Raw genomic sequence first — 24352 nt, forward strand, 5'->3', positions numbered from 1 at the left:
TAGCGGTGCGACGTGCGCGCCTCTTCTACATGCCAACAACGATGAAACCCCGCTAACGACACTCCCCCGGTTGGACCACTCCGAGGGAGCGGTCTGGAGGCACATGGCAAGAATTCGCGTTGGGAAGCTGCTTTCTTTGCTTACTTTCTTTGCAGCAGCAAAGAAAGTGAGTCCCGCCCCGGACAGGGGCAGAGCTAATAGACCGCTAAGAAAACAAGTTCCATAGAAGCCCAAGCGCATCAAACGGTGTAACCCAAACCCAACCCCCAAGCGCCAGCGCCCTCACCTCTGCGCCAGGCTAGGCGACTCCCCCCCCGGAGAAGGGACCGCAGGGACCGCATCCCCCCATCCACCGCCGAGCGCGCGAATCAGATTCACCGTCGCCACGGCCTGCGTCCCCGACAATTGCACCGCAATCCGCTGCGACTGCAACACCGTCCGGTCCGCATCGATCACATCGAGATAATTAACCGCCCCCTCGTTGTACTGCGTGCGCGACAACTGCGCCGCCCGGCTCGACGATTTCACCGCATCGGCCTGCGTCTGCGTCTGGCCTTCGAGGATCCGCAGGTCCGAAAGGTTGTCCTCCACTTCCTGGAACGCGACCAGCACCTGCTGCCGGTAACTCGCCACATCCTCTTCGTACACCGCGCGCGCATTCGCGAGATTGCCCTTGCGTCGTCCGCCGTCGAAGATCGGCATCGACAGCGCCGTGCCCACCAGCGGCCCCAGCAGGAACGTACGGCTCGACCACTGGAACAAATCGCCCAGCGTCGACGACTCGAAGCCGCCCGCGCCCGTCAACGAGAGCGACGGGAAGAACGCCGCCTTCGCCACGCCGATGCGTGCATTCGCCGCCGCCATCGCGCGTTCCGCCGCGGCGACATCCGGCCGTCGTTCGAGCAGCGATGAAGGCAAGCCCGGCGGAACGCGAATCTCCACCGGCGCGAGCGGATTCGCCGCCATCGTGAACTGCGCGGGCGCCCTGCCCAGCAACACCGCCAGGCTGTGCTCGGAGGCGGCGCGCAGGCGCTGGATGGTCATCGTGTCCGAACGTGCGGTCGCAAGCTCGGACTTCGCGCGCGCAACGTCGAGCTCGCTGATATCGCCCTCGTCGAAACGACGCTGAACGAGCTTGAGCGCCTGCTCACGCAACGTCACGGTGCGCGTGAAGACGTCCATCTCGGCATCCAGTTCGCGCAAGTTGAAATAGTTCTGCGCGACGTCCGCCTGCAACGCAAGCTGCACCGAGCGGAACAGCGCCTCGCTCTGCTGCGTATCGGCCTTCGCTGCATCGACGGTCGATGCCACGCGGCCGAACAGGTCGACTTCATACGCGACGCTCGCCTGCGCGCGCCACAACGTCTGCGCCGGCACGTTCTGGTCCTGCGGCAGCAATTGCGAGGCCGGTGAAAGCTTCTCTCGCGTCGGACCAAAGCCCGCGTCTACGGTCGGGAACAGACCCGCGCGCGCCGTCTGGTTGATCGCGCGTGCTTCCTTCACGCGCGCCGCCGCAGCCTTCAGGTTCTGGTTCGCGGCGGCGGCCTGGTGTTCGAGGTCGTTCAGTGTCGCATCGTCGAAGATCGTCCACCATTCGCCGCGCATCACCTCTTCCGAAGGCTGCGCCGTCTTCCACGTGCCGGCCTCGGCGGGCGAGAGCTTGTCCGCGGATTCGGTCTGCACCGGCGTTTCCTTGTATGCGGTCGGTGCGTTGACGTCGGGCTTGTCGTAGTGCGGCTCGAGCGAGCAGCCCGCGACAACCAGCATCGCAGCGAGGAGGCCCGACAGCCCCAGCCATCGTCTTGATAACGACTTGTTCATCATTTCCCTCATTGCGCTTCAAACGAAGCATTGATTCCGCGCATGTGCGGATTCGTGCCGTGCTTGTCCGTGATGTGTTCGGTGCGTGCGAGCTTGCGCAAGAGCACGTAGAACACGGGTGTCAGCATCAGGCCGAACAGCGTCACGCCGAGCATGCCGAAGAACACGGCGATACCCATCGCGTGGCGCATCTCTGAACCCGCGCCCGACGACAGCACGAGCGGCACCACGCCCATGATGAAAGCGATCGACGTCATCAGGATCGGACGCAGACGCAAGCGGCTTGCCTCGATCGCGGCCTCCACGATCGAGCGTCCCTGCATCTCCAGCTCGCGCGCAAACTCGACGATCAGGATCGCGTTCTTCGCCGACAACCCCACCAGCACCATCAAGCCGATCTGCGTGAAGATGTTGTTGTCGCCGTCGGTGAGCCACACGCCGAGCATCGCCGACAGGATGCTCATCGGCACGATCATGATGATCGCGAACGGCAGCGTGAGGCTCTCGTACATCGCGGCGAGCACGAGGAACACCAGCAGCACGCTGATCGGGAAGATGAAGAGCGCCGCGTTGCCCGCGAGAATCTGCTGGTACGTGAGATCGGTCCATTCGAACTTGATCCCGCGCGGCAGCGTTTCAGCGGCGATGCGTTCGGCCGCGGCCTGCGCCTGCCCCGACGAGTAACCCGGAGCCGGACCGCCGTTGATGTCGGCCGCCGTGTAGCCGTTGTAGCGCACGACCATTTCCGGGCCGTAAGTCGGCGTGACCTTCACCAGCGACGACAGCGGCACCATGTCCCCGTTCGCGTTGCGCGTCTTGAGCAGGCCGATGTCGTCGGCACTCGCGCGGAACGGCGCGTCGGCCTGGACCCGGACCTGATACACGCGGCCGAAGCGGTTGAAGTCGTTCACGTACAGCGAACCGAGATACACCTGCATCGTGTTGAACACATCGGTCACGGAGACGCCCAACTGCTTCGCCTTCACGCGGTCCAGATCGACGTTCAATTGCGGCACATTGATCTGATAGCTGGAGAACGTCGGCCCGAGTTCGGGTGTCTGCGAAGCGCGCTTGATGAACGCCTGCGTGGCGTCGTTCAGAGCTTCATACCCGAGCGCGCCGCGGTCCTCCAGTTGCATCTTGAAGCCGCCGAGCGTGCCGAGGCCGAGCACCGGCGGCGGCGGGAACACGGCGATGAACGAGCCCTTGATCCCCGAGAACTTCTGATTCAGCGCGCCCGCGATCGCACCGGCCGACAGTTCCTTCGTCTTGCGGTCATGGAACGGCTTCAAGGTCACGAACACGATGCCCGCGCTCGATGAATTCGTGAACCCGTTCACCGACAAGCCCGGAAACTCCACCGCGCTTTCGACACCCGGTTGCTTCCGCGCGATGTCCGTCATCTGGCGGATCACCTGCTCGGTGCGGTCGAGCGACGCGCCATTGGGCAATTGCGCGAAGCTGATCAGATACTCCTTGTCCTGCGCCGGCACGAAGCCGCCCGGCACAATCTTGCCCATCAGCACCGCGCCGCCGAGCAGCAAGGCGTAGAGGCCCATCATGATCGCCTTGCGGCCGATCACCTTGGTCACGCCCTGGCCGTAGGCTTCCGAGCCGCGATGGAACACCTTGTTGAAGCGCTTGAAGAAGCCGCCGAACACACGGTCCATCGCGCGCGTGAGCCAGTCCTTCGGCTCGTCGTGGCCCTTGAGCAGCATCGCCGCGAGCGCGGGCGACAAGGTCAGCGAGTTGAACGCGGAGATCACCGTCGAGATGGCGATGGTCATCGCGAACTGCTTGTAGAACTGGCCCGTCAGGCCCGACATGAACGCGAGCGGCACGAACACGGCCACCAGCGTCAGCGCGATCGCAATGATCGGCCCGCTGACTTCGCGCATCGCCTGATAGGTGGCCTCACGCGCCGACAGCCCCGACTCGATATTCCGCTCGACGTTCTCCACCACCACGATCGCGTCGTCCACCACGATACCGATGGCCAACACCATCCCGAACAACGACAGCGCGTTGATCGAGAAGCCGAATGCAAGCAGCAGCGAGAACGTCCCGATGATCGACACCGGCACCGCGAGCAGCGGAATGATCGAGGCGCGCCACGTCTGCAGGAACACGATCACGACCAGCACGACGAGCGCGATGGCTTCGAGCAGCGTGTGGATCACGGCCTCGATACTGGAGCGCACGAACTGCGTCGGGTCGTAGACGATCTGATACTCGACGCCGGCCGGCATGTCGGCCTTCAGTTCCTTCATCGTCTGGCGGACCTGGTCGGAAATCTGCAACGAGTTCGCGCCCGGCTGCTGGTTGATCGCGATCGCCACCGCCGACTTGTTGTCGAGCAACGAACGCAGCCCATATTCCGAAGCCGCGAGTTCGACGCGCGCCACGTCATGCAAACGCGTGACCGCGCCATCGGGCGAGGTCTTCAGCACGATGTCCTTGAACTCGGCCTCGTTCTGCAAGCGGCCTTGCGCGTTCACGTTCAACTGCACGGGCACGTTCGGCAGCGTCGGCGACCCGCCGATCACGCCCGCCGCGACCTGCACGTTCTGCTCGCGAATCGCGTTGACGACATCGCTCGCCGTCATGCCGCGTTGCGCGACCTTCTGCGGATCGAGCCAGATGCGCATCGAGTAATCGCCCGAGCCCCACAGTTGCACCTGCCCCACGCCCGCGATCCGTTCCAGCCGGTCCTTCACGTTGATCAGCGCGTAGTTGCGCAGATACGTCATGTCGTAGCGGCCGTTCGGCGAGTTCAGGTGGACCACCATCGTGAGCGTGGGCGACGACTTGATGGTCGTCACGCCGAGAAGCTGCACATCCTGCGGAAGGCGCGGCAAAGCCTGCGACACGCGGTTCTGCACGAGTTGCTGCGCCTTGTCCGGATCGGTGCCGAGCTTGAACGTGACCGTGATGTTCAGGTTGCCGTCGCTGTTCGCCTGCGACTGCATGTACAGCATGTTCTCCACGCCGTTGATCTGCTCCTCGAGCGGCGAGGCCACCGTTTCGGCAATCACCTTCGGGTTCGCGCCGGGATACTGCGCGTGCACGACGACCGACGGCGGCACCACTTCCGGGTACTCGGAGATCGGCAGCTTGAACATCGCGATCACGCCCGCGAGCAGCACCACCACCGATAGCACGCCCGCAAAGATCGGGCGGTCGATGAAAAACTTGGATATATTCATGACAGTCTTTTGCCTTGAAGCGCCGCAGATGACGCTGATTACGACGCAGATTTCGGTGCAGGTGCGTTATTCGCCATCGCGACGCCGTTCGCCTTCACGACATCGTTCGGACGCACACGCTGCAGGCCGTTCACGACGATGCGCTCGCCGGGTTCGAGTCCCTTCGTGATCACGCGCAGGCCTTCGTGCTGGGTGCCGAGCGTGACTTCGCGGTACTGCACGCGGTTGTCCTTGTCGACGACCATCACGTACTTCTTGTCCTGGTCGGTGCCGATCGCGGCATCGTCGACGAGCACCGCCGGATGCGGCGTGCCGCCGCCCACCTTGATGCGCGCATAAAGGCCCGGCAGCAGCGAGCCATCGGCGTTGTCGAAGCGCGCACGCACGCGGATCGTGCCCGAGCTCGTATCGATGCGGTTGTCGACGGATGCCACCGCGCCCTCGCGCGAATAGCCGTCTTCGTTCGCGAGGCCGAGCGAGACGGGCACGGTGTCCTTCGAATCGCGGCTCAGGTAGCGCAGATAGGTCTGTTCATCGACATCGAACGACGCGTAGATCGGCGAGACCGAGACGAGCGTCGTGAGGAGCGGCGCGTTGGCACCGGTCGAAACGATATTGCCCACCGTCATCTCCGCACGCGACACGCGGCCCGACACGGGCGCCACGATGTTCGTATACGTCAGATTGATCTTCGCGGTCTCGAGCGCGGCCTGCGCGGCCTTCAGGCCCGCGATGGCCTCGCGCGCGGCGTTCTGCTTCTCGTCGTAGTCGCGCTTGGCGATCGCGTTGTCGGCAAGCAGACGTTCGGCGCGCGCCGCATCGGTCGTCGTGTAGCCGTTGCGCGCCTGCGCCGACGCCACTTGCGCCGCCGCCCGATCGACTTCGGCCACGTACGGGCGCGGATCGATCGTGAAGAGCGGATCGCCCTTTTTCACGAGCGCGCCGTCCTTGAAGTGCACCGCCACGATCGTGCCCGGCACGAGCGGACGGATATCCACCTTGTCCACCGCTTCGAGGCGGCCGGAATAGCTCTGCCAGTCGGTGATCGTCTTCGAGACGACGGTCGCGACGTCCACTTCCGTCGCCATTGCGCTGTGGGCCGCGGCCTGCGCGCTGTTCACGGGCGCGTCGCCGTGGCCGCGCCATGCCGTATAGCCCCCAAGGCCCGCCACGACCAGCGTGACGCCCAGCGCCGCATAGATGCGTTTGCGAGTGAAGAACATGTCGAAAGCTCCGATAAGTCGTTGAGATTTTTTTCAGGCTCGCGCTTGCGCCTACTTCGCGCGCGAGAGCCGTTTTTTGAAGAAGGCGACGACGTCGTGAAGCGCGCCCGGATGCGTCGCGAGGCCATGGTGCGAAGCCTTGCAATGGCGCGTGACCTCGGTCGGAATGCCCGCGGCGATCAGTTCACCGGCGTACTTTTCCGCTTCGATGTGCAGCAGGTCGTGCTCGGCGCTCGCGATCAGCGCGGGCGGCAAGCCAACCAGGCGCCGCGATTCGAGCGGCGCCGCATACGGGTGCAGTCTTTGCGATGCGCTGGGCAGATAAGCGCGATAGCAGCGCGCGCACTCGCTCATTCCGAGGTCGGAGCCCGTCACCTTGCGCTCGTCCGCGAGGCGCGTCATGCTCGGGTCCAGAAGCGGCGCAAGCAAGGCCTGCGCCGAAATCACGATATCGCCGCGATCACGGGCGATTGCCGCAATGCAGGTCGCGAGATTGCCGCCGGCATCGTGCCCCGCCACACCAATACGGTGCGGGTCCGCGCGCTGTGCCCGTGCATGGGCGACCGCCCACTGCGCCGCGCGATAGCCGTCTTCCGGCGCGGCCGGAAACGGAAACTCGGGCGCAAGCGAATAACCGACCGATACCACCCACGCCGGCGTGTCGCGTGCGATGGTCGCGGCGGCGATCTCGGCGTCATCGAGCGTGCCCTTCGTGAAGCCTCCGCCGTGGAAATAGAGGACAATCGGCAGCACGGTGCCATCCGATGCGGGACGATAGCTGCGCAGCACGATCGGCTGCGCGTGTCCCGTGATGCGGACTTCCTCGATGCAAAGTCGTGGAACCGTACTCTGACCCAGCCCCTGATCCAGCGTTGTTGCCATGGTTATTGCGGCGTGTTCGCGCCATCCCACCTTAGTTGCGATGGGACGAATGATGGAGCCCGCAGCTTTTTAGATAAATGCCTATAATCCGGCAACACAATTCGGTCGCACTGAACAATCGCGACTCGTCAACTCCATTCACGTCTTAGCAGCGCGCTTAATTTCACGCGCGGCAATGCATTGAAGGTGAGAGAACATGGATCGGCTACAAGCAATGCAGGTGTTCACACGCGTCGTCGACACCAACAGCTTTTCGCGCGCAGCAGACACGCTCAACCTGCCGCGCGCATCGGTGACGACGATCATCCAGAACCTCGAGGCGTTTCTCAACGTGCGGCTCCTGCAGCGCACGACGCGGCGCCTCAACCTCACGCCCGACGGCGCCGCGTACTACGAGCGCTGCGTGCGCATCCTCGCCGACATCGAGGAAACCGAGAGTTCGTTCGCGACGAGCGCGAAAGGCCCGCGCGGCAAGCTGCGCGTGGACATGCCGGGCGCGATCGGACGCATGATCGTGATGCCGATGATGTGCGACTTCCACACGCGTTATCCGGATGTCGAACTGATGGTCGGCTTCGGCGACAAGCCGGTCGACCTGATCCAGGAAGGCGTCGACTGCGTGATCCGGGTCGGCACGCTGCAGGATTCGAGTCTGGTCGCGCGGCGCATCGGCGTGTTTCAGGGCCTGACCGCGGCGAGCCCGCAGTATCTCGAACGACACGGCGTGCCCGAGACGATCGAGGACCTGGAGCAGCACACGGCCGTGAATTATTTTTCGAGCCGCACGGGTCGCATCATCGATATGGATTTCGTGGTCGATGACAAAACGATCGAAGTGAAGATGCGCGGCAATATCGCCGTGAACGACGCTGAAGCGTATTTGAGCTGCGGCGTGAAGGGCGCGGGACTGATCCAGCCGCCGCGTTTCATGGCGCTGCCGTATCTGCAGTCCGGTGAACTGATCGAAGTGCTGCCGCAATGGAAGCCTTTGCCCATGCCGATTTCGGCGGTTTATCCGCATAACCGGCATCTCTCGCAGAAGGTGCGCGTGTTCGTCGACTGGGCTGCGGAGCTTTTCGAGCGCTGCCCGCTGCTTTCGGGCCAGGAAGATTCGGAAGACCGTTGCTTGCCGACGAGCACGCCGTCTTCGACGATCGTCAAGCGCGGGACGCCGGAAGTGGCCGGCACCGCCGATGTGGTTGCGTAGCTAACGGTTTGCGGCTTTGCGCGCGGGCGTTCTCCTCGAACGCCCGTTTTTTCCTGCTTTAAATCCCTCCGATATCAGGGCCTATTCGCCCTTCTCCATCGCGCGACCTGCCTTCCATTCCCCGCCGCATAAGGCGCCGGGCGATTATTCGCCAGATTCGATTAATCTTTTCGCACTTCGCACATTTATCCGCGGTCGCGACTTGACTACATTTCGTCCTGTCGCAGCGTCGCCGAGTTCATCGAACCGGAGTGCTGCTCTCCAAAACGCAAATGCAACGACCGGAGACACATCATGAAGAGCCGACTGATCGCAGGTCTGACGCTTGCCGCCATTTCCGCAGTCGTATCGACGACGGCGTTCGCCGAAGGCGGCCAGGGCATCGGTCGCGCGGGCACCTATCAGGTGCAGACGACGACCGCCCAAAGCACCGGAGTCACGAAAACACGCGCGCAAGTGCGCGCCGAACTCGCGGCCGCCTATTCGAACGGGACGCTGCCGGCGCTGAACCGCAATACCTATCCTGACAAGAGCATGGCGGGTGAAGCCATTGCCGCGCAATCGGCCCGTCGCGCCGCGCTCGCGGAGCAGCAAAACCGCAGCATCGTCGAATATGCGAATGGGTCGGTGACGCCAGGCGGCGTCGTGGCGCGCTGAACCATCGCTGAACCATCGCTGAAAAGCGAACGTAGTCAGGATCGAGAGGAAGTCATCATGAACGAGAACACACCGCTGGAGCAGTTTTCCGCCCTTGACGATTGGGCACCCGCCGCGCCCGTATGGCGCCCCTACGTCCCGCAACGCGCAAGCACATCGCGCACGCAGGAAGGAGCAGGACCGGCAGGGTCGGCCGCATGGGCAAGGTGATCGTCGCCGCGGTCTTCGTGATCGCGATCATAGCGGGGCCGCAAATCGTTTCCGATGCGGCCCGCTCGCAGGTGGAACAGGCGCTTTCACACACCACGACGCGAACGCCGGGGCCAGCAGGCTGAGCGCTTATCCGAGCTTAGCCGCAAGCCCCGATCTCGCCGCACGCCGTGCAAAAGTCGCAGCCGTCCTTGCGGATCACCGCATTGGCGCCGCACGTCGAGCACTTGCGGCCGTGCATCGGCATCAGCGAATGAGCCGTGTGCGCGGACGCATCATCGGCATGCAGGAGCGCGAGGTCGTCGTTATCCCCGGATTCCAGTGAAGGCTGTGCCGACACCGCATGGCCGCGCAATTGCGACAGCGCACGCGATGGCACCTGGTTTCCTTCGGCATCCAGAAAGCCCCGCCGAAACAAGATCTGCTGGATCGCATACGCGAGCGCCGCGACTTCCGAATCGTGCCAGCGCGGACTGCGGTGACCGTCGAGCCGCTCGACATCGCCCAGGCGCACCTGCCCGCGATCCCACGATACCTTGCGCATGTCCTGCAGGTTGCGCGCGACGAACCCGCCACGCGCCGCGAGCGACAGCGAACGCATCGTCGCCGTGATCCATTGCTGCGATTCGTCGCGCTGCCCCGTCGGGATGAAGAACTCGATGGGGCGCTCGATCGTTATGTCGTCGCCGCCCAGCCGCCCCGTCACTTCGATGAACGACACCGCCACGTAAAGCGACTTCTTGCCCGCCTGCGTGAGGTACTCGACCTTCTCGATGATCGCGGGCAATTCGCCGCGCGGCCGATGATCGATCGCGATGCGCAACGGGTCCTGCTCGAGGTCCGGATCGGGTGAATCGGCCGGCGTCGCTTCGGGCGTGACCGACAGCACCGCGCCGAGCGTCTCGTTCGGCCGATACGTCGCGAGTCCCTTCAGGCCGCGCCGCCATGCTTCGAAATAGAGATCCTGGAACGCGTCGAACGGATAGTCGGCGGGGACGTTGACGGTCTTCGAAATCGACGTATCGACGAACGGCTGCACCGCCGCCATCATCTCCAGATGATCGTGCGCGGACATATCCAGCGCGCTCACGAAGTAGTCGGGCAAAGTCTTCACGTCGCCGCCCAGCTCGCGATAAAGCCGGTACGCGTGGTCTTCGACCGCGAAGGTCTGGCGCCCGCCATCGGCCATGCGCTTCGTCCGCTGGTAGGTCCACGAGAACGCGGGCTCGATGCCGTTCGATGCGTTGTCGGCGAACGCGAGGCTCACGGTGCCCGTCGGCGCGATCGATAGCAAGTGGCTGTTGCGGATGCCGGTCTTGCGGATGTCTTCCTTGATGTCCTCGGGCAGACGAGAAGCGAACGTGCCTTCTTCCAGATACTGCTTCGCGTTGAAGCGCGGAAACGCGCCGCGCTCACGCGCCAGTTCCACCGACGCGCGATACGCCTCGTCGCGCATCGTGCGCGCTACACGCGTCGCGAACTCGCGGCCTTCGGGCGCGTCGTAACGGATGCCGAGCATCACGAGCGTATCACCCAGACCCGTAAAGCCCACGCCGATGCGGCGCTTGTCCTGCGCTTCGCTCGCCTGTTCGGGCAAGGGCCAGAGCGTGACATCGAGCACGTCGTCGAGGAAGCGCACTTGAATGCGCGTGGTTTTCGCGAGCGCGTCCCAGTCGAATGACGGCGTGCCTCCGCGCCGCTGCGTGAACGGATCGCGCACGAAACGCGTGAGATTCAGCGGGCCGAGATTGCAGCACCCGTACGCGGGCAACGGCTGCTCGCCGCACGGATTCGTCGCGCGGATCGTTTCGATCGCGCGCAGGTTGTTGTCGTCGTTCATGCGCGACATGAATACGATGCCCGGCTCGGCCACGTCGTAGGTCGAACGCATGATGACGTCCCACACTTCGCGCGCCCGCACCTCGCGATAAACCCACATGCCATCGTCGCGCTGGCGCAGGTCGGCCGATGCGCGCAGCGCCGGCGAAGGCTCCGCGCGATGCACGAGTTCCCAGTCCGCATCGTCGGCCACCGCCTGCATGAACTCGTCCGACACCGCCACCGATACGTTGAAGTTGTTCCAGCGCCCCTTCGTATGCTTGGCCGTGATGAATTCGAGCAGGTCGGGATGCGTGCAATCGAGAATGCCCATCTGCGCGCCGCGCCGCGAGCCCGCGCTCTCGACCGTGCGGCACGAGGCGTCGAACACGTCCATGTAGCTGCACGGCCCCGACGCCGACGATCCCGTGGAATGCACGCGCGCCCCCTTGGGCCGGATCGCCGAGAAGTTGTAGCCGACGCCGCCGCCGCGCCGCATCGTCTCGGCCGCCTGCAAGAGCGCCACATAGATGCCCGGCAACCCGCTCTCGTCGGCGCTCTGGATCGCATCGCCCACCGGCTGCACGAAGCAGTTGATGAGCGTCGCCTCGATGCCGGTGCCCGCCGCGCTCATGATGCGGCCCGCGCCGAGCGCACCGCGCCTGAAGTTGTCGACGAAGTCCGCTTCGATCTTCTTGCGCAACGCCTCCGGTTCAGCCTGCGCCACGCCGCGCGCGACGCGGCGATAGATGTCCTCGATGCGGCTCTCGTCGCCCTTCGCATACTTCTCGAGCATCACGTCGATCGAAAACTGCTGCGGTGCAACCGGCGTGTTGAGATTGTCTTCTGCCATGTCTGATCCTCAAAAACCCGCAGGCGCTGCATAGCGCCGAATCCCAAACGCGATCCAAGACGATAGCGCGATTGCGCGGGGTCCGCCATCACCTGCAAGGACTTCCACGCCTTCAGGACTAGCTCCAGCGAACGGCGGCGCGTTGCCGCCCTGTCCCTTTGGCGAATGGTCAGTGCATTGCGCGCGTGGCAAAGTCTGGACCAGCTTCACTCCGTCTCTACACAAGCCAAGCAAGATGACCGCTGAGTACAGCGACAACATCGGCGCGCTCGTCGACCTGACGGCGCTTCCGCGGCAGTTTGCCGCTACACTGCTGCTCGCTTCGCCCGACAAGCATCGCGACAGGGCAGACGATCAATCCTTGACGAAGCTAGACCGACTCACGCAACGGTCCCTGCACCGATCAGCCGCAAACGAAAACGGAACCCCGCATGAATTCGCCAACACCGCCGCTCTTCGGCATCTCGGGCCGCTCCGGCCAGGGCAAGACCACGCTGATCGAAGCGCTGCTCCCGTGGTTTCGCGCACGCGGACTGTCGGTGAACGTCATCAAGCATAGCCATCATTCGATCGAACTCGAGCCCGCTCACAAGGACAGCGCGCGCTTTCGCCATGCCGGCGCCGGCGAGGTGCTGATTGCGTCGCCGTACCGCTATGCCATCGTGCGCGAGTTGCGCGACGAACCGGAGCCGCCGCTCGCGGAACTCGCCAGCCGACTCCGGCCCGCTGACCTCATCCTCGTCGAGGGTTTCACGCGCGAGTTCCTGCCGCGCCTCGAAATCGTGCGCCCGGCGCTCGGACGCGATCCGTTGTACCAGACCGACGCGGCGATCCTGGCCATCGCCAGCGATGACCCGACGGCACTCTCCACCTCCCTGGTGATCCTCCATCTGGACGACATCGACAGCATCGGCGAGTTCATTTGCAAAACAGTCCGACTCAATCTCAAGATGCCCTGCCCGCGCGATAGTTGAACTTTCACTTACCGGGGCTTGCATGTCCTCTCCTGCTCCGCGCGCGAACTCGATCTCGCCGAAAGCACCGTCAAGATCCACGTTCGCAATGTGCTGCGCAAGCTGAAGCTGACGAGCCGCGTCCAGATCGCCATCTATGCGCTCGAACGGGACTCGGCGCGTTAGGGCGTCTTCCTGCGTCGTGGTATCCGGTTATCCCAGCCGCGCGATCAACGCGCGATGTTCCGGATGCGCCGCCGCGAGCGCGTCGACGTCGGCCATTTCGAACTCGCTGAACTCGAAGCCCGGCGCGACCGTGCAGCCCACGAGCGCAAAGCCCGCCGGCGCTGTGCAGACGGCGGCGAACCAGTCGCCCGCGGACACGACGGCCTGGAATTCGGCGTCTGGATGCGTGAGGGTATTGCCGAGGCGGTGGGTGGTGAGGGCGCCGTGCGCGTCGATGACGTGGACTTCGATCGGGTCGCCCGCGTAGAAATGCCAGACCTCGTCGGAGCGGATGCGGTGCCAGGCGGAATGCGCGCCGTCGCTCAGCAGGTAGTAGATTGCGGTTGATGCGGCGCGTTGTAGGCCCGACGATTCGCGCGTCACTTGCGACGCAGAGCGGTATGTCTCGCGGAAGTAGCCGCCTTCCGGGTGTGGCTTCAGGCCGAAGCGGCGGATGAGTGCGTTCTTGTCCATCGATTGCGCCTCTGCGGAGAGAGCTTCTATTTTGCATCGGTTGGTGTTGTGTTGTTTGCACCATCCGATGCGCACTGGCGGCAGTCATACTGGTTCCGTCGACACCCCAGGTTCTTCAATCGCGATATGAACGTCACCATCGAAGTCGCCGACTGGATCGACACCGAGTTCGAAGCTGAGGTCAGCGGCGGTCTGGCGGCGTTCAATGCGGCATCGCTTGGGGCGTCGGCCCAGCGCGATCTCGCGGTATCGATTTACGCCGGCGATGAACTCGTCGGCGGACTGGCCGGGTTCACCGCGTGGGACTGGCTCTTCGTCAAATGGCTCTGGATTCGCGACGACGCGCGCGGCCAGGGGCTCGGCGCGCGTGCAGTCGATACGGCGGAGCGCGAAGCCATCAAGCGCGGCTGCCGCGCTGCATGGCTCGACACGCTGAACCCCGAAGCCCGGCGTCTCTACGAACGCTGCGGCTTCGTCGTGTTCGGCGAACTGCCGGATTTCTTCGCGGGACACACACGCTTTTTCATGCAGAAGCAGTTCGACGCGACGCGCTGTTAGCGGGCATGGCTGGCGAGCGAGGCCGCGTGCCTTATCGACGTGCCTTTAAGTCCGCGCTTCGCTATTCCACGCTTCGCGAGCGCGCCATGGTCACGCCCTCACTTCGCGATCTCAAGCCGCCGCGCGACCCGCTCCGCGATCTGTGAGCGCGTCGCGAGCGTCGCGGCCGAGCGCTCGCGAACCGTCTCCACGACCGAACGCGGCGCGCTGTCCGGCGACCCCGCGTCGAACGGCGGCGCGGGCGCGTATTCGAGTTCCAGTTGAATCGCCTGCGCTTCCTCCTCGCCGACGAGTTCAGCCGCGAGCGTCAACGCGAAATCGATGCCCGCCGTGATCCCGCCGCCCGTCACCAAATTGCCGTCGCGCACGACGCGCTCGCGAACCGGGATCGCGCCCAGACCGGCGAGCAGCGAGTGAAACGCCCAGTGCGTCGTCGCGCGGCGGCCGCGCAAAAGCCCCGCCGCGCCAAGCACGAGCGCGCCCGTGCACACCGACGTCACGAAGCGCGCGCCGCGCGCCTGGCGGCGGATGAAGTCGAGCGTGGCGTCGTCCTCCATCAGCGCGCCGACGCCCGAGCCGCCCGGGATGCACAGGACGTCGAGCGGCGGGCAATCATCGAAAGTGGTGTCGGGCGTGAGCAGCATGCCGCTCGACGATTCCACCGCCGCGCGCGTTTTCCAGATGAGATGCACCGTCGCGCCGGGGATTTGCGCGAACACGTCGTGCGGGCCGGTCAGGTCGAGTTGCTGGACGCGCGGGAAAAGCAGCAGGCCGATATGGAGCGTCATGTTCGCTTCCTCTTTCGTGAATGGGTGGTGTTCAGGGATGGACGAGGAAATACTACGCCGCTACGCTATGGCGTAAATGACACATGACCCACATTTCACGCCAACCGCGATCCCGCCATGAAGCATCCCGCACCGCGCCGCATCGACATCCTCGCTTTCGCAAACGTGCAACTGCTCGACGTCGCGGGGCCGTTGCAGGCGTTCGCCTCGGCGAACGAACTGGCCTGCGCGCACGGTTTCGCGCCGCCGTACTCGCCGCGCGTGGTCGCGGTCGACGGCGGCACGGTGACGACTTCGGCCGGGCTCGGGATCGTCGCCGAGCCGCTGCCGGGCGACGCCGAGCCGTCCGACACGCTGGTCGTCGCGGGTGGCTGGGGCGTGTACGACGCGGCGCGCGATCCGGCGCTCGTCGCGTGGGTGCGCGCGCAGGCGGCGAGCGCGCGGCGGGTGGCGTCGGTGTGCACGGGCGCGTTCCTGCTGGCGGCCGCCGGCCTGCTCGACGAGCGGCGCGCCGTCACGCACTGGACGCGCTGCGCCGAACTGGGCCGCCGCTATCCGGCCGTGCGCGTCGAGCCCGATCCGATCTTCATCCGCGACGGCGACGTCTGGACCTCCGCCGGCGTGACGGCGGGCATCGACCTGACGCTCGCGCTGATCGAGGACGACCTCGGCCGCGCACTCGCGCTCGATGTCGCGCGCCATCTCGTCGTGTTCCTGAAGCGCCCCGGCGGGCAGGCGCAGTTCAGCACGGCGCTGTCGCTGCAAAAGACCGGCGATCGCTTCGGCGAACTGCATGCGTGGATCGCGGAGAACCTGTCCGCGGATCTGTCGCTTGGCGCGCTCGCGGCGCGCGCCGGCATGAGCGAGCGCAGCTTCGTGCGCCACTATCGGTCGCAAACGGGCATGACGCCCGCGCGCTCGATCGAACAGTTGCGGCTCGAAGCGGCACGGCGGCTGCTTGGCGATACCGCGTTGCCGGTGAAGCGCATCGCGGCGCGCTGCGGATTTGGCTCGGAGGAAACGATGCGGCGCGGCTTCCTGCGGGCGGTCGGCGTGACGCCGCAGGCGTACCGGGAACGGTTCGCGTCCGGGCGTGCATGAAAACCCTGATTTTTTGCTTTCATCCAGCCGGCGACTTATTCTTCAGACACAATAGCCTTTCCTTACATTGTTCCCGAAGTCCTCAAGCCTCGACCGCTGTTGCCGTTAGCACGAACAGACCGATCCGTTGAACGGCCCTGAATCGCGTTCTCGCCGCGCGCCGGTGGCGGTTCGAAATCACACAACGAGGGTTGGCTTTCAGGCCTGGACTGCCGATGAGTGTTTCTCCGAAGATTGCCGCGTTGCCGGATTCGAACGATAGCGACAGCGACAGCGCCGGCGCGCCGTCGGTCGATGCGCTGTTGCGCTCGGCGCGCGGCGGCGGCCGGCCGGGCGCGTGGGCGTGGTATCGCGCGGGCGAGCAGTTGCACCTCGCGGGCCGCGGCGACGGGTCACTCGACTGCGCGCTCGACAGCGCACCCGACTGGCCGCAGAGCATCGCCGAAGAACGACTCGCGCACCTGTGCGCCGCGCGCGGCTGGCATCGCTGGCCGACGGGCCGTGGCGAAAGCGTGCTCGGCTGGCTCGTCGCGCCCAACGCCCTCGCCGACGACGCGTGCCTGCGCGAACTCGCGCGGCGTCTGGGCGAACGCGTCCAGACCGACGCCCTCGCACGCGCGCAAAACACGCAGCGCGTGCTGTACGAGATCGCCTATCTCGCGAGTTCGGTGCCGGAGCGCGCCGCGTTCCTGCAGGGCGTGCACGAGCGCCTCGGCACGCTGATCGACGCCGAGAATTTCTACCTCGCGCTCTACGACCGCAAGAGCGGCAGGATCACGTATCCGTACTACGTCGATGTGATCGATACCGAGGTCGTCGAGGCCGAGAACTACGACGTGCTGAACCCCTCGCGCCTCTCGATGACGGCCCGCGTGCTGACGACCGGCCAGCCGCTCTTGATCGATGCCGCCATGATCCGCGCCGCCGAGGCCGAAGGCACGTTCTACTGCATCGGCGACCGGCCCGAGTTCTGGATGGGCGCGCCGCTGAAAAACGCGTCGGACGAAGTGTTCGGCATGCTCGCGATGCAGGTCTACGACGTCGCCCGCGTCTACAGCGCCGAAGACCGTGCGCTCTTCCTCGTGGTCGCGCGCCACGTGGCGATGGCGCTCGACCGTATCCTGCACCGCGCCGACCTCGAAGAGCAGGTCGCGCGGCGCACGTCGGAACTGTCGCGGGTCAACGCTGCACTGCGCAAGGGCATCGCCGAGCGCGAGCGCGCCGAGCACTTGCAGGCGGCGCTGTTCCAGATCGCCGAATTGTCGAGCCGGCCCGGCGACATGCTGGAGTTCTTCGGGAGCCTGCACGGGATCGTCGGCGAGTTGCTGTATGCGCGCAATTTCTACATCGCGCTCTTCGATACCGACACGCAGGAAGTGTCGTTTCCGTATTACGTCGACGAAATCGTCCACGAGCCGCCGCTGCCACGTCGCGGCCAGCGCGGCCTCACCGAATACGTGATCCGCCAGCGCCGCCCGTGCCTCATCGATGCGAGCGAAGCGTTGCGCCTGATCGCCGAACGCGTGATCGATACCGGCAACGAAAACGTGCGCCTGCGTTCGTGGCTCGGCATCCCGCTGTTCGATGGCGACGACGTGCGCGGCGTGCTGGCCGTGCAGAGCTACGCGCCGCTCGTGCGTTATACGCCGCGCGACCAGGAACTGCTCACCTTCGTGTCGCGCCACATCGACACCGCGCTCTCGCGCCGGCGCGCCGCCGAAGCGCTGCATGCGGCGAACGTCGAACTCGAAGCACGCGTGCAGATCCGCACGCGCGAACTCGACAACGCGAACGCACGCCTCATCCACGAAAATTCGCACGATGCGCTGACCGGGTTGCCCAACCGCAGCCACTTGCTGCATCGGCTGCAGGCGGAGTGGCGCGCCTATGGCGAGCACGGCCGGCAGGTGACGGTGATGTTCATCGACCTGGACCGCTTCAAGGTCGTCAACGACAGTCTCGGCCATCATTACGGCGACCTGCTGCTCGTGCAGGCGGCCGAGCGGCTGCGCAATTGCCTGCGCGGCACCGATCTGCTCGCGCGCCTCGGCGGCGACGAATTCGCGGTGCTCTCGCCGAATTCGCCGCTCTGCGATGCCGTCTCGATCGCCGAGCGGATTCTCGCCGCGTTCGACCTGCCGTTCCACATCGACGATCACGTGGTGTTCTCGTCGTGCAGCATCGGCATCGTGAATGCGGACAGCCAGTTCCATACCGAGCCCGCCGACCTGCTGCGCGACGCCGACACGGCAATGTATCGCGTGAAGAATGCCGGCCGCGACAGCTACGTCGTGTTCAACCAGGAGTTGCGTCGCGAGGTGTCGGATCAGGTCGAGCGCGAAGGCGCGCTGCGCAATGCCCTCAAGCGCGACGACGAGCTGCTGCCGTTCTTCCAGCCGATCGTCGATGTGCGCAGCGGCGATGTGGTCGCGCTCGAAGCGCTCGTTCGCTGGCGGCAGGCGGACGGGCGCATCGTCGGTCCCGGCGAATTTCTGCCGGGGGTGGAAGGCTTGCGGCTCATCGGGCGGCTCGACCTGTACATGCTCACGCGCATCGCGGTCATTCTCTCGGATGCGCAATACGCGAACTGGCCGCCCGTGCATGTGAACTGTTCGAGCTACAGCATGACGCGCCCCGAGTTCGCCGACGAAGTGCTCGCGCTCTTGCGCCGGCATGGCGTCGCGCCGACGCGCGTGTGCCTGGAACTGACCGAGGGCGCGCTCGTCGCCGAGCCGGATCTCGCGCGGCGCACGATGCAGCGTCTCGCCGACAACGGGATGTCCGTCGTGCTCGACGATTTCGGCGCGGGGTTCTCGTCGCTGAGCTATGTGCATCAGTACCGCTTCAGCGGGCTAAAGGTCGACAAGTCGTTCATTCTCGAACTGACGGCGAGTGCGCGCAGCCGCGCGATCGTGCGGGCGATCGTGCGCATGGCGGAATCGCTCGACCTGACGCTCGTGGCCGAAGGCGTCGAGGATGCCGCGACGCTCGCCGTGCTGCGCGACATGGGCGCGGCGCAGGCGCAGGGCTACTACTTCGACAAGCCGATGCCGCTCGAGCAACTCATGCGTTCGCCGCTCGCGCAGCGTCTGGCGCACGGTTACGCACGCGCGTCGAGTCCTTTGGTCACGGTGTCCCGGTCGGCGACGGCGCGATGAAGCCGCCGACCCTTGCCTTGTAAACCCCGGTAACGAATTTCTCGTGATGCGCTTCGTGAAGAAGGTTTAGGATAAAGACTGCGTCGGATAAAACGGACGCGCGGCTTGGCACGGCGCTTGCAGTAAAAGTTGTGGTTGGTTCACCGCGCAACGGTCATGCATCCGTATGGCCGCCATTGCAAAAGGAGGCTCTATGAAGTGGGAAACCCCTAGCTTCACCGATATGCGTTTCGGCTTTGAAATTACGATGTATATCGCCACACGCTAAAGTCTCATACGGCCGCGCAAGCGGCCGTTTTCTTTTTCAAAGGCTTCAACGCTTCGATGCGCCCGGGTCCTTCAGGTCCGCGTTCTGTGCGTCGAGTCCGCCGGCGCCGGCAGGTTCCGGCCGGTCGCCGGACCCATAGGGCACTTCCGCCGTCTGGTGTGGATGCTCGTCCAGTCGCCTCGACTCCGGTTCGATTTCTCCCGCGTTTGGCTGACGCACGCCTTGCTTCGGGTCACCGCCGGTTGCCGAGCCGGGGCCGGGCTGATTGCCGATCGATCCGCCGCCGCTTGCGCCCGAACCTGCATCGCCCAGGGGTTTGTCGGTGCTTTCTGTCCGTTCTGTGACGGTCATTGCGGTCTCCTTCGTGAGTGTCATGTCGCTGGAGCAACCCGCATACCCGTGCACGCCCACTAGAAGCCAGCTTGATGCGCTCAGGCTCCGAGGCAGCCCGAAAAGCGCGGACCAGTTTTTGCTGCCGGTGCTGGCATGATCCATCGGAGAACGCAATGCACCCGACGATGCAAAAGGTCGCCCGCCTCGCGGAGCTAGCCGAGGATCGCGGCACGCGTGTGAAGATCGGCGATACGCCGATCATGCTCGTGCGCGAAGGCGACACCGTTCACGCGTACACGGCCGATTGTCCCCATGCAGGCGCGCCGCTCGAAAAGGGCGGCATCTGCAACGGACGCATCGTGTGTCCGTGGCACAAGGGCACCTTCGAGATCAGCGACGGCTCGCTCGTCGAGCCGCCCGCGTTGCAGGGCCTCACGCGCTATGCGTCGCTGGTCGACGAGGGCGACGTGTACGTGTCGCCCGAGCCTGACGAATCGCCTCCGGCACGGCCGGCCGCCGATGCGTCCACGATGTTCATCGCGGGCGCGGGCGCTGCGGGCGCCGCAGCCTGCGCGGCGCTGCGCGAGGCTGGCTTCAATGGACGCATCGTGCTCGCAGGCACCGATGCGAAGATCCCCTACGACCGGACCGCGCTGAGCAAATTCGTCGTCGCAGGCGACATGCCGCCGGACGACGTTCCGCCGCTTCTCGATCCCGCCTTTTTCTCTGAACAAAGAATCGAGCGCATCGAATCGCAAGCCGTGCGCCTCGATGCAGCGAAGAAGCAGGCGGAACTCGCCGACGGAACAATCATCGACTACGAAGCCGCGCTCGTTTGCACTGGCGGCATTCCGAAGCCGATGGACGTGCCCCGTGCGCCGGACGCTCGCGTTCTCTTCTTGCGCAATCGCGATGACGCTGGCGCCATCGTCGAGGCGCTCGAAAACAGCAAGGCGGTGATCGTCGGCGCGAGCTTCATCGGACTCGAAGTGGCGTCGTGCCTGCGCAAGCGGAAGATCGACACCGTCGTCGTGGCGCCCGGCAAGATACCGTTCGCCACGCAATTCGGCGAACGCATCGGCGCCATGTTCAAGCGCCTGCACGAAGCCAACGGCGTGTCGTTTCGCATGGGCCGCAACATCAGCGCGATCGAACGCGACGCAGTCATCCTCGACGACGGTGAGCGCATCGCCGCCGATGTCGTGATCGCCGGCACGGGTGTGAAGCCCGCGACGTCGTTCATCACCGGCATCCCAATCGCCGACGACGGCGGCATCGACGTCGACGCCCGACTGTGCGCCGCGCCCGGACTCTACGCAGCGGGCGACGTCGCGCGCTTTCCGCTGCCGCGCTCGCAGACCAGGCTACGCATCGAACACTGGCGCGTCGCGCAGCAGCATGCGCGCGTGGCCGCGTACAACATGGCGGGCAAGCGCGTCGAGTACGAAGGCGTGCCCTACTTCTGGACCTATCACTTCGAAAAGCGCTTCGACTATCTCGGCCATGTAAGCGATCCCGATGAAGTCGTGATCGACGGCGACCTCGACGCGCAGAAGTTCATCGCTTATCTGATGAAGGACGGCGAAGTCGGCGCGGTGGTCGCGTGCGAGCGTGAGGACGCCACTGCGCGTCTCGCCGAAGGGATGCGCGCCACGCTGACGCTCGATGCAGCCCGCAATCTAGCCAATGGATGAGGCAGCCATGCCAGCAAGCCGGAAGACAGCGAAGAGCTCGCGCAGCACGCGCCAGAGACATGCACTCGCGAACAAGAAGAAGTCCACCTCAAGCGCGAAGAAGTCAACGGGCGCGAAGACAAGCCGCTGGTCGCATCATGTGATGGAAACCAGCGACGCGATGGACATCGAAAGCGACATCTTCAAGAAGGGGAACGCGCAGGAAATCGCGCAGTCGCTCAAGCGCTCGTCCGAGCACAGCAAGCGGCGCAAGGGCACGCCGTTCCAGTCGGCGATGTCGATGCTCAATTTCTATATCAATCGTGCTGGCCGCAACCTGTCGAAGACGAGACGCGGAACGTTGGATCAGGCCAAGAAACGACTGCGCGAAGCGTTCGGCCGCAAGCCTTGATTCCAACGGGACAAGCGATGTGGAACAGGGCTTGCGGTAGTCACCGCGAAACCCGTCCGCTCACCAAGGAGCCAGTCATGGCGCAACAACCTCCCCTCAATCCCGGCGACGAAGCCGAACCCGGCACACCCGGAAGCGGCGAGGACGTGTGCCCGGCCTGCGACGGCTCGGGCAATAACGAAGGCGCCCGATGCGAAGTATGCGGTGGCACCGGCAAGGTCGTGCAGGGTATCGGCGGAGGCTGAGCCCATGCGTCGCACTTCCCTGACTTCGCGGCGTATCTTTGCGGCAGCCGCTTGCACGCTCACGCTCGTCGTGAGCGCCGGCGCGGCCGACCAGGACTCCATGGGCTTCGGTCCCGATCCGGAGTTGCCCGCGCCGCAAAAGAAATCGCTGATGCCGACCGTGAACATCGCGCCTGCAGCCCCCTGGGCCGAAGGCGCGAAGCCAACGGCGGCCCCAGGTTTCACCGTCACGGCCTACGCGACCGATCTCGATCATCCACGCTGGCTCGCGACGCTGCCGAACGGCGACGTTCTTGTCGCCGAGAGCAACGCGCCCGCGCAGCACGACTCGAATGCAGGCCTGAAGGGCTGGGTGATGAAGAAAGTGATGAAGCGCGCAGGCGCCAGCGTGCCGAGCCCGGATCGCATCATGCTGCTGCGCGATGCGGACGGCGACGGCATCGCTGAAACGAAGACCGTCTTCATCGACAAGCTGCACTCGCCGTTCGGCATGGCGCTCGTCGGCGATACCCTCTACGTCGCCGATACCGACGCGATCCTGCGCTTCAAGTACCACGCGGGCGATACGCACATCGCGGAGCCTGGCGAGAAATTCATCGACCTGCCCGCTGGGCCGATCAACCATCACTGGACCAAGAACCTGATCGCAAGCCGCGACGGCACGCATCTGTACGTGACGGTCGGCTCGAACAGCAACGCGGCGGAGAACGGCATCGATGCCGAACACGGGCGCGCGGCGATCATGGAAGTGGATATCGCGAGCGGCCAGACGCGCCTGTTCGCGACGGGCCTGCGCAATCCCAACGGCATGTCGTGGCAGCCTCAGAGCGGCGCGCTGTGGACGGCGGTCAACGAGCGCGACGAACTGGGCAACGATCTCGTGCCCGACTACATGACGTCGGTCAAGGACGGCGCGTTCTATGGCTGGCCGTACAGCTACTACGGGCAGCACGTCGACGATCGCGTGAAGCCGCAGCGTGCCGATCTCGTGCAGTCGGCCATCCCGCCGGACTACGCGCTCGGCTCGCATACGGCCTCGCTCGGACTCACGTTCTATGACGCAAAGGCGTTCCCGCAGCACTACTGGAACGGCGCGTTCATCGGCCAGCATGGGTCGTGGAATCGCAAACCGCGCAGTGGCTACAAGGTCATATTCGTGCCGTTCCAGGACGGCAAACCCTCTGGTCCGCCCGAGGACATCCTGACCGGCTTTCTGTCGCCGGATGGTCATGCGTATGGACGGCCGGTGGGCGTCGCGGTCGATCATGCGGGCGCCCTGCTGGTCGCGGACGATGTCGGCAATGCGGTGTGGCGCGTGGCTCCTGCCACCGGCCAGTGATGGCCGCGCGAGGCTCCGGCAAGGCGGCGCGACGGGACGACGGACTGTTTTCGCTTGCCGAGCGCCAGGTGCTCGATCTCTACGATGCGGGCGTTCTCTCGCCCGCCGTGCTGCATCGGGTAATCGCCGCTTATACGGGCCGCGACATCGACTGGCATGAAGAAGCGGGTGCTCAAAGCGTCGACGGTCGTTCGGTGCACGAAGTCGTCGTGCTCACGATGATGCCCGGCCGTGCGCTTCGCAACGCGAAGAAGGACTTCCTCTCGGTCATCGAGCATCTGACCGGCGATCACGATCAGCCGGCTACGGCGGAGGAAGAACCAGCGGACGAAGATGACGAGTTGTTGAACCAGCTATCCGGGGCGGCAAGCAAGGGCGCGAACAAGCGCACGAAACCGGCTGCGCAGGAATCCGCCAGCAAGAAGAGCCCCGGCTTCAACCCGCTCGTCCAGGCGCGGGCGCTGCGCAGCCCTCCAAAATCCTGAGGAACCCCGGCTTCACGCTTTACACCGACAAAGCGCCTATCAGCCCCCGATGCCTTGCGCTTCCGCAACGCCTGCCCGGCGGCCGCAACCCTCGACGCTTTTCGGGCCTAACGAGAACCATGGCCAACGGCGCGGGCGAGTTCTTGTCAGCGCCGGAAAGACCCGATGTATCCCGAGGCTGAATCGACTGCCTTGGCGCCGCAAGTATTTTCTCGGCTATCAGCGATACAGCGGGTAAACCATATTAAGAACTCGTCGTATGACTTCTGTTTCAGGCGTAACAAAACTAATCCGGAAGCTGTCAACCGGCGCGCCACGCAGGTCGTTTTCCGTCACAAATCATCGCAGTTCGTGTTTTCCCGAATAGCCCGTAATTAGGCCCGTTCGAATAAAAAACATAAAAGGGATCGGTTAATTTTGCCTGTTACAAACCCCCGAAAAAGTTACCGATTCTCTCTGTTGT

General features: G+C 64.8%; 21 protein-coding genes and 1 pseudogene. 14 read left to right on the top strand and 8 right to left on the bottom strand.

The genetic code is table 11. The annotated features are described in order from the left end of the window. Positions 1 to 282: 282 nt before the first annotated feature. Genes AWB68_RS32690 through AWB68_RS32705 form a run of 4 tightly spaced genes read right to left on the bottom strand, consistent with a single transcriptional unit; the run spans position 283 to position 7132 of the window. A complete protein-coding gene (locus AWB68_RS32690) occupies positions 283 to 1821 on the bottom strand; it encodes an efflux transporter outer membrane subunit (protein WP_125483111.1) in 1539 nt (512 codons plus the stop codon). 8 nt (positions 1822 to 1829) lie between these two features. Continuing rightward, positions 1830 to 5027: an efflux RND transporter permease subunit gene (locus AWB68_RS32695; protein WP_087648443.1), complete on the bottom strand. Its 3198-nt coding sequence runs from the start codon at positions 5025 to 5027 to the stop codon at positions 1830 to 1832. Positions 5028 to 5065: 38 nt separating this feature from the next. Next, positions 5066 to 6250 carry an efflux RND transporter periplasmic adaptor subunit gene (locus AWB68_RS32700; RefSeq protein ID WP_087648444.1) on the bottom strand — a complete coding sequence of 395 codons (1185 nt, stop codon included), beginning with the start codon at positions 6248 to 6250 and terminating at the stop codon, positions 5066 to 5068. Between the two features lie 51 nt (positions 6251 to 6301). Then, on the bottom strand, positions 6302 to 7132 hold the full coding sequence (locus tag AWB68_RS32705) for an alpha/beta hydrolase (protein WP_087648445.1): 831 nt from the start codon (positions 7130 to 7132) through the stop codon (positions 6302 to 6304). A gap of 196 nt (positions 7133 to 7328) precedes the next feature. Between AWB68_RS32705 and AWB68_RS32710 the strand changes: the two genes are divergently transcribed. The 3 genes from AWB68_RS32710 (at position 7329) to AWB68_RS48440 (ending at position 9331) form a co-directional block, all read left to right on the top strand. Then, positions 7329 to 8339 carry a LysR family transcriptional regulator gene (locus AWB68_RS32710; RefSeq protein ID WP_087648446.1) on the top strand — a complete coding sequence of 337 codons (1011 nt, stop codon included), beginning with the start codon at positions 7329 to 7331 and terminating at the stop codon, positions 8337 to 8339. A gap of 294 nt (positions 8340 to 8633) precedes the next feature. Continuing rightward, positions 8634 to 8996 carry a DUF4148 domain-containing protein gene (locus AWB68_RS32715; RefSeq protein WP_087648447.1) on the top strand — a complete coding sequence of 121 codons (363 nt, stop codon included), beginning with the start codon at positions 8634 to 8636 and terminating at the stop codon, positions 8994 to 8996. A gap of 197 nt (positions 8997 to 9193) precedes the next feature. After that, on the top strand, positions 9194 to 9331 hold the full coding sequence (locus AWB68_RS48440) for a hypothetical protein (protein WP_160110108.1): 138 nt from the start codon (positions 9194 to 9196) through the stop codon (positions 9329 to 9331). 14 nt (positions 9332 to 9345) lie between these two features. On the opposite strand, the gene AWB68_RS32720 is transcribed toward AWB68_RS48440, so the two are convergent. Beyond that, positions 9346 to 11877 carry an adenosylcobalamin-dependent ribonucleoside-diphosphate reductase gene (locus AWB68_RS32720; protein ID WP_087648448.1) on the bottom strand — a complete coding sequence of 844 codons (2532 nt, stop codon included), beginning with the start codon at positions 11875 to 11877 and terminating at the stop codon, positions 9346 to 9348. A gap of 431 nt (positions 11878 to 12308) precedes the next feature. On the opposite strand from AWB68_RS32720, the gene mobB reads away from it, so the two are divergent. Together mobB and AWB68_RS32730 are read left to right on the top strand one after the other, a co-directional pair. Continuing rightward, a complete protein-coding gene (gene mobB / locus AWB68_RS32725) occupies positions 12309 to 12851 on the top strand; it encodes a molybdopterin-guanine dinucleotide biosynthesis protein B (RefSeq protein WP_087648449.1) in 543 nt (180 codons plus the stop codon). 39 nt (positions 12852 to 12890) lie between these two features. Further along, a pseudogene (locus AWB68_RS32730) lies at positions 12891 to 13016 on the top strand (LuxR C-terminal-related transcriptional regulator); the annotation flags it as partial. Positions 13017 to 13043: 27 nt separating this feature from the next. On the opposite strand, the gene AWB68_RS32735 reads toward AWB68_RS32730, so the two are convergent. After that, positions 13044 to 13529, bottom strand: a complete 486-nt coding sequence (locus AWB68_RS32735) for a cupin domain-containing protein (RefSeq protein ID WP_087648451.1) — start codon at positions 13527 to 13529, stop codon at positions 13044 to 13046. A gap of 126 nt (positions 13530 to 13655) precedes the next feature. Between AWB68_RS32735 and AWB68_RS32740 the strand changes: the two genes are divergently transcribed. Then, positions 13656 to 14087, top strand: a complete 432-nt coding sequence (locus tag AWB68_RS32740) for a GNAT family N-acetyltransferase (RefSeq protein ID WP_087648452.1) — start codon at positions 13656 to 13658, stop codon at positions 14085 to 14087. Positions 14088 to 14185: 98 nt separating this feature from the next. Here the strand turns inward: AWB68_RS32740 and AWB68_RS32745 are convergent, their stop codons facing one another. Then, the gene (locus AWB68_RS32745) at positions 14186 to 14875 is read right to left on the bottom strand and encodes a DJ-1/PfpI family protein (RefSeq protein WP_087648453.1); all 690 of its coding nucleotides are present in this window, start codon (positions 14873 to 14875) and stop codon (positions 14186 to 14188) included. Positions 14876 to 14992: 117 nt separating this feature from the next. Between AWB68_RS32745 and AWB68_RS32750 the strand changes: the two genes are divergently transcribed. The 3 genes from AWB68_RS32750 to pqqA all read left to right on the top strand — a co-directional run bounded on the left by AWB68_RS32750 (position 14993) and on the right by pqqA (position 19402). Beyond that, positions 14993 to 15976: a GlxA family transcriptional regulator gene (locus tag AWB68_RS32750; protein ID WP_200828863.1), complete on the top strand. Its 984-nt coding sequence runs from the start codon at positions 14993 to 14995 to the stop codon at positions 15974 to 15976. Positions 15977 to 16191: 215 nt separating this feature from the next. Next, positions 16192 to 19134 (top strand): bifunctional diguanylate cyclase/phosphodiesterase, encoded by a 2943-nt coding sequence (locus AWB68_RS32755; protein ID WP_087648454.1) that lies wholly within the window; start codon positions 16192 to 16194, stop codon positions 19132 to 19134. Positions 19135 to 19327: 193 nt separating this feature from the next. Next, a complete protein-coding gene (pqqA, locus tag AWB68_RS32760; protein WP_008353049.1) occupies positions 19328 to 19402 on the top strand; it encodes a pyrroloquinoline quinone precursor peptide PqqA in 75 nt (24 codons plus the stop codon). A gap of 45 nt (positions 19403 to 19447) precedes the next feature. Here pqqA and AWB68_RS32765 read toward each other — a convergent pair whose 3' ends face one another. After that, on the bottom strand, positions 19448 to 19753 hold the full coding sequence (locus tag AWB68_RS32765) for a hypothetical protein (RefSeq protein ID WP_087648456.1): 306 nt from the start codon (positions 19751 to 19753) through the stop codon (positions 19448 to 19450). A 155-nt stretch (positions 19754 to 19908) separates the two neighbouring features. Between AWB68_RS32765 and AWB68_RS32770 the strand changes: the two genes are divergently transcribed. The 5 genes from AWB68_RS32770 (at position 19909) to AWB68_RS32785 (ending at position 23889) form a co-directional block, all read left to right on the top strand. Then, positions 19909 to 21429 (top strand): FAD-dependent oxidoreductase, encoded by a 1521-nt coding sequence (locus AWB68_RS32770; RefSeq protein WP_087648457.1) that lies wholly within the window; start codon positions 19909 to 19911, stop codon positions 21427 to 21429. A gap of 7 nt (positions 21430 to 21436) precedes the next feature. Then, the gene (locus AWB68_RS32775; protein WP_087648458.1) at positions 21437 to 21820 is read left to right on the top strand and encodes a DUF3175 domain-containing protein; all 384 of its coding nucleotides are present in this window, start codon (positions 21437 to 21439) and stop codon (positions 21818 to 21820) included. Between the two features lie 77 nt (positions 21821 to 21897). Continuing rightward, positions 21898 to 22065 carry a hypothetical protein gene (locus AWB68_RS48995; RefSeq protein WP_200828864.1) on the top strand — a complete coding sequence of 56 codons (168 nt, stop codon included), beginning with the start codon at positions 21898 to 21900 and terminating at the stop codon, positions 22063 to 22065. Between the two features lie 4 nt (positions 22066 to 22069). Beyond that, positions 22070 to 23404: a PQQ-dependent sugar dehydrogenase gene (locus AWB68_RS32780; protein ID WP_087648459.1), complete on the top strand. Its 1335-nt coding sequence runs from the start codon at positions 22070 to 22072 to the stop codon at positions 23402 to 23404. Then, entirely contained in the window at positions 23404 to 23889 is a 486-nt protein-coding gene (locus tag AWB68_RS32785; RefSeq protein ID WP_087648460.1) for a hypothetical protein, read from the top strand. The genes AWB68_RS32780 and AWB68_RS32785 overlap by 1 nt, the downstream gene beginning before the upstream one ends. Positions 23890 to 24352 lie beyond the last annotated feature (463 nt).

This window comes from Caballeronia choica, from assembly GCF_001544535.1.
Classification (GTDB): Bacteria; Pseudomonadota; Gammaproteobacteria; order Burkholderiales; family Burkholderiaceae; genus Caballeronia; species Caballeronia choica.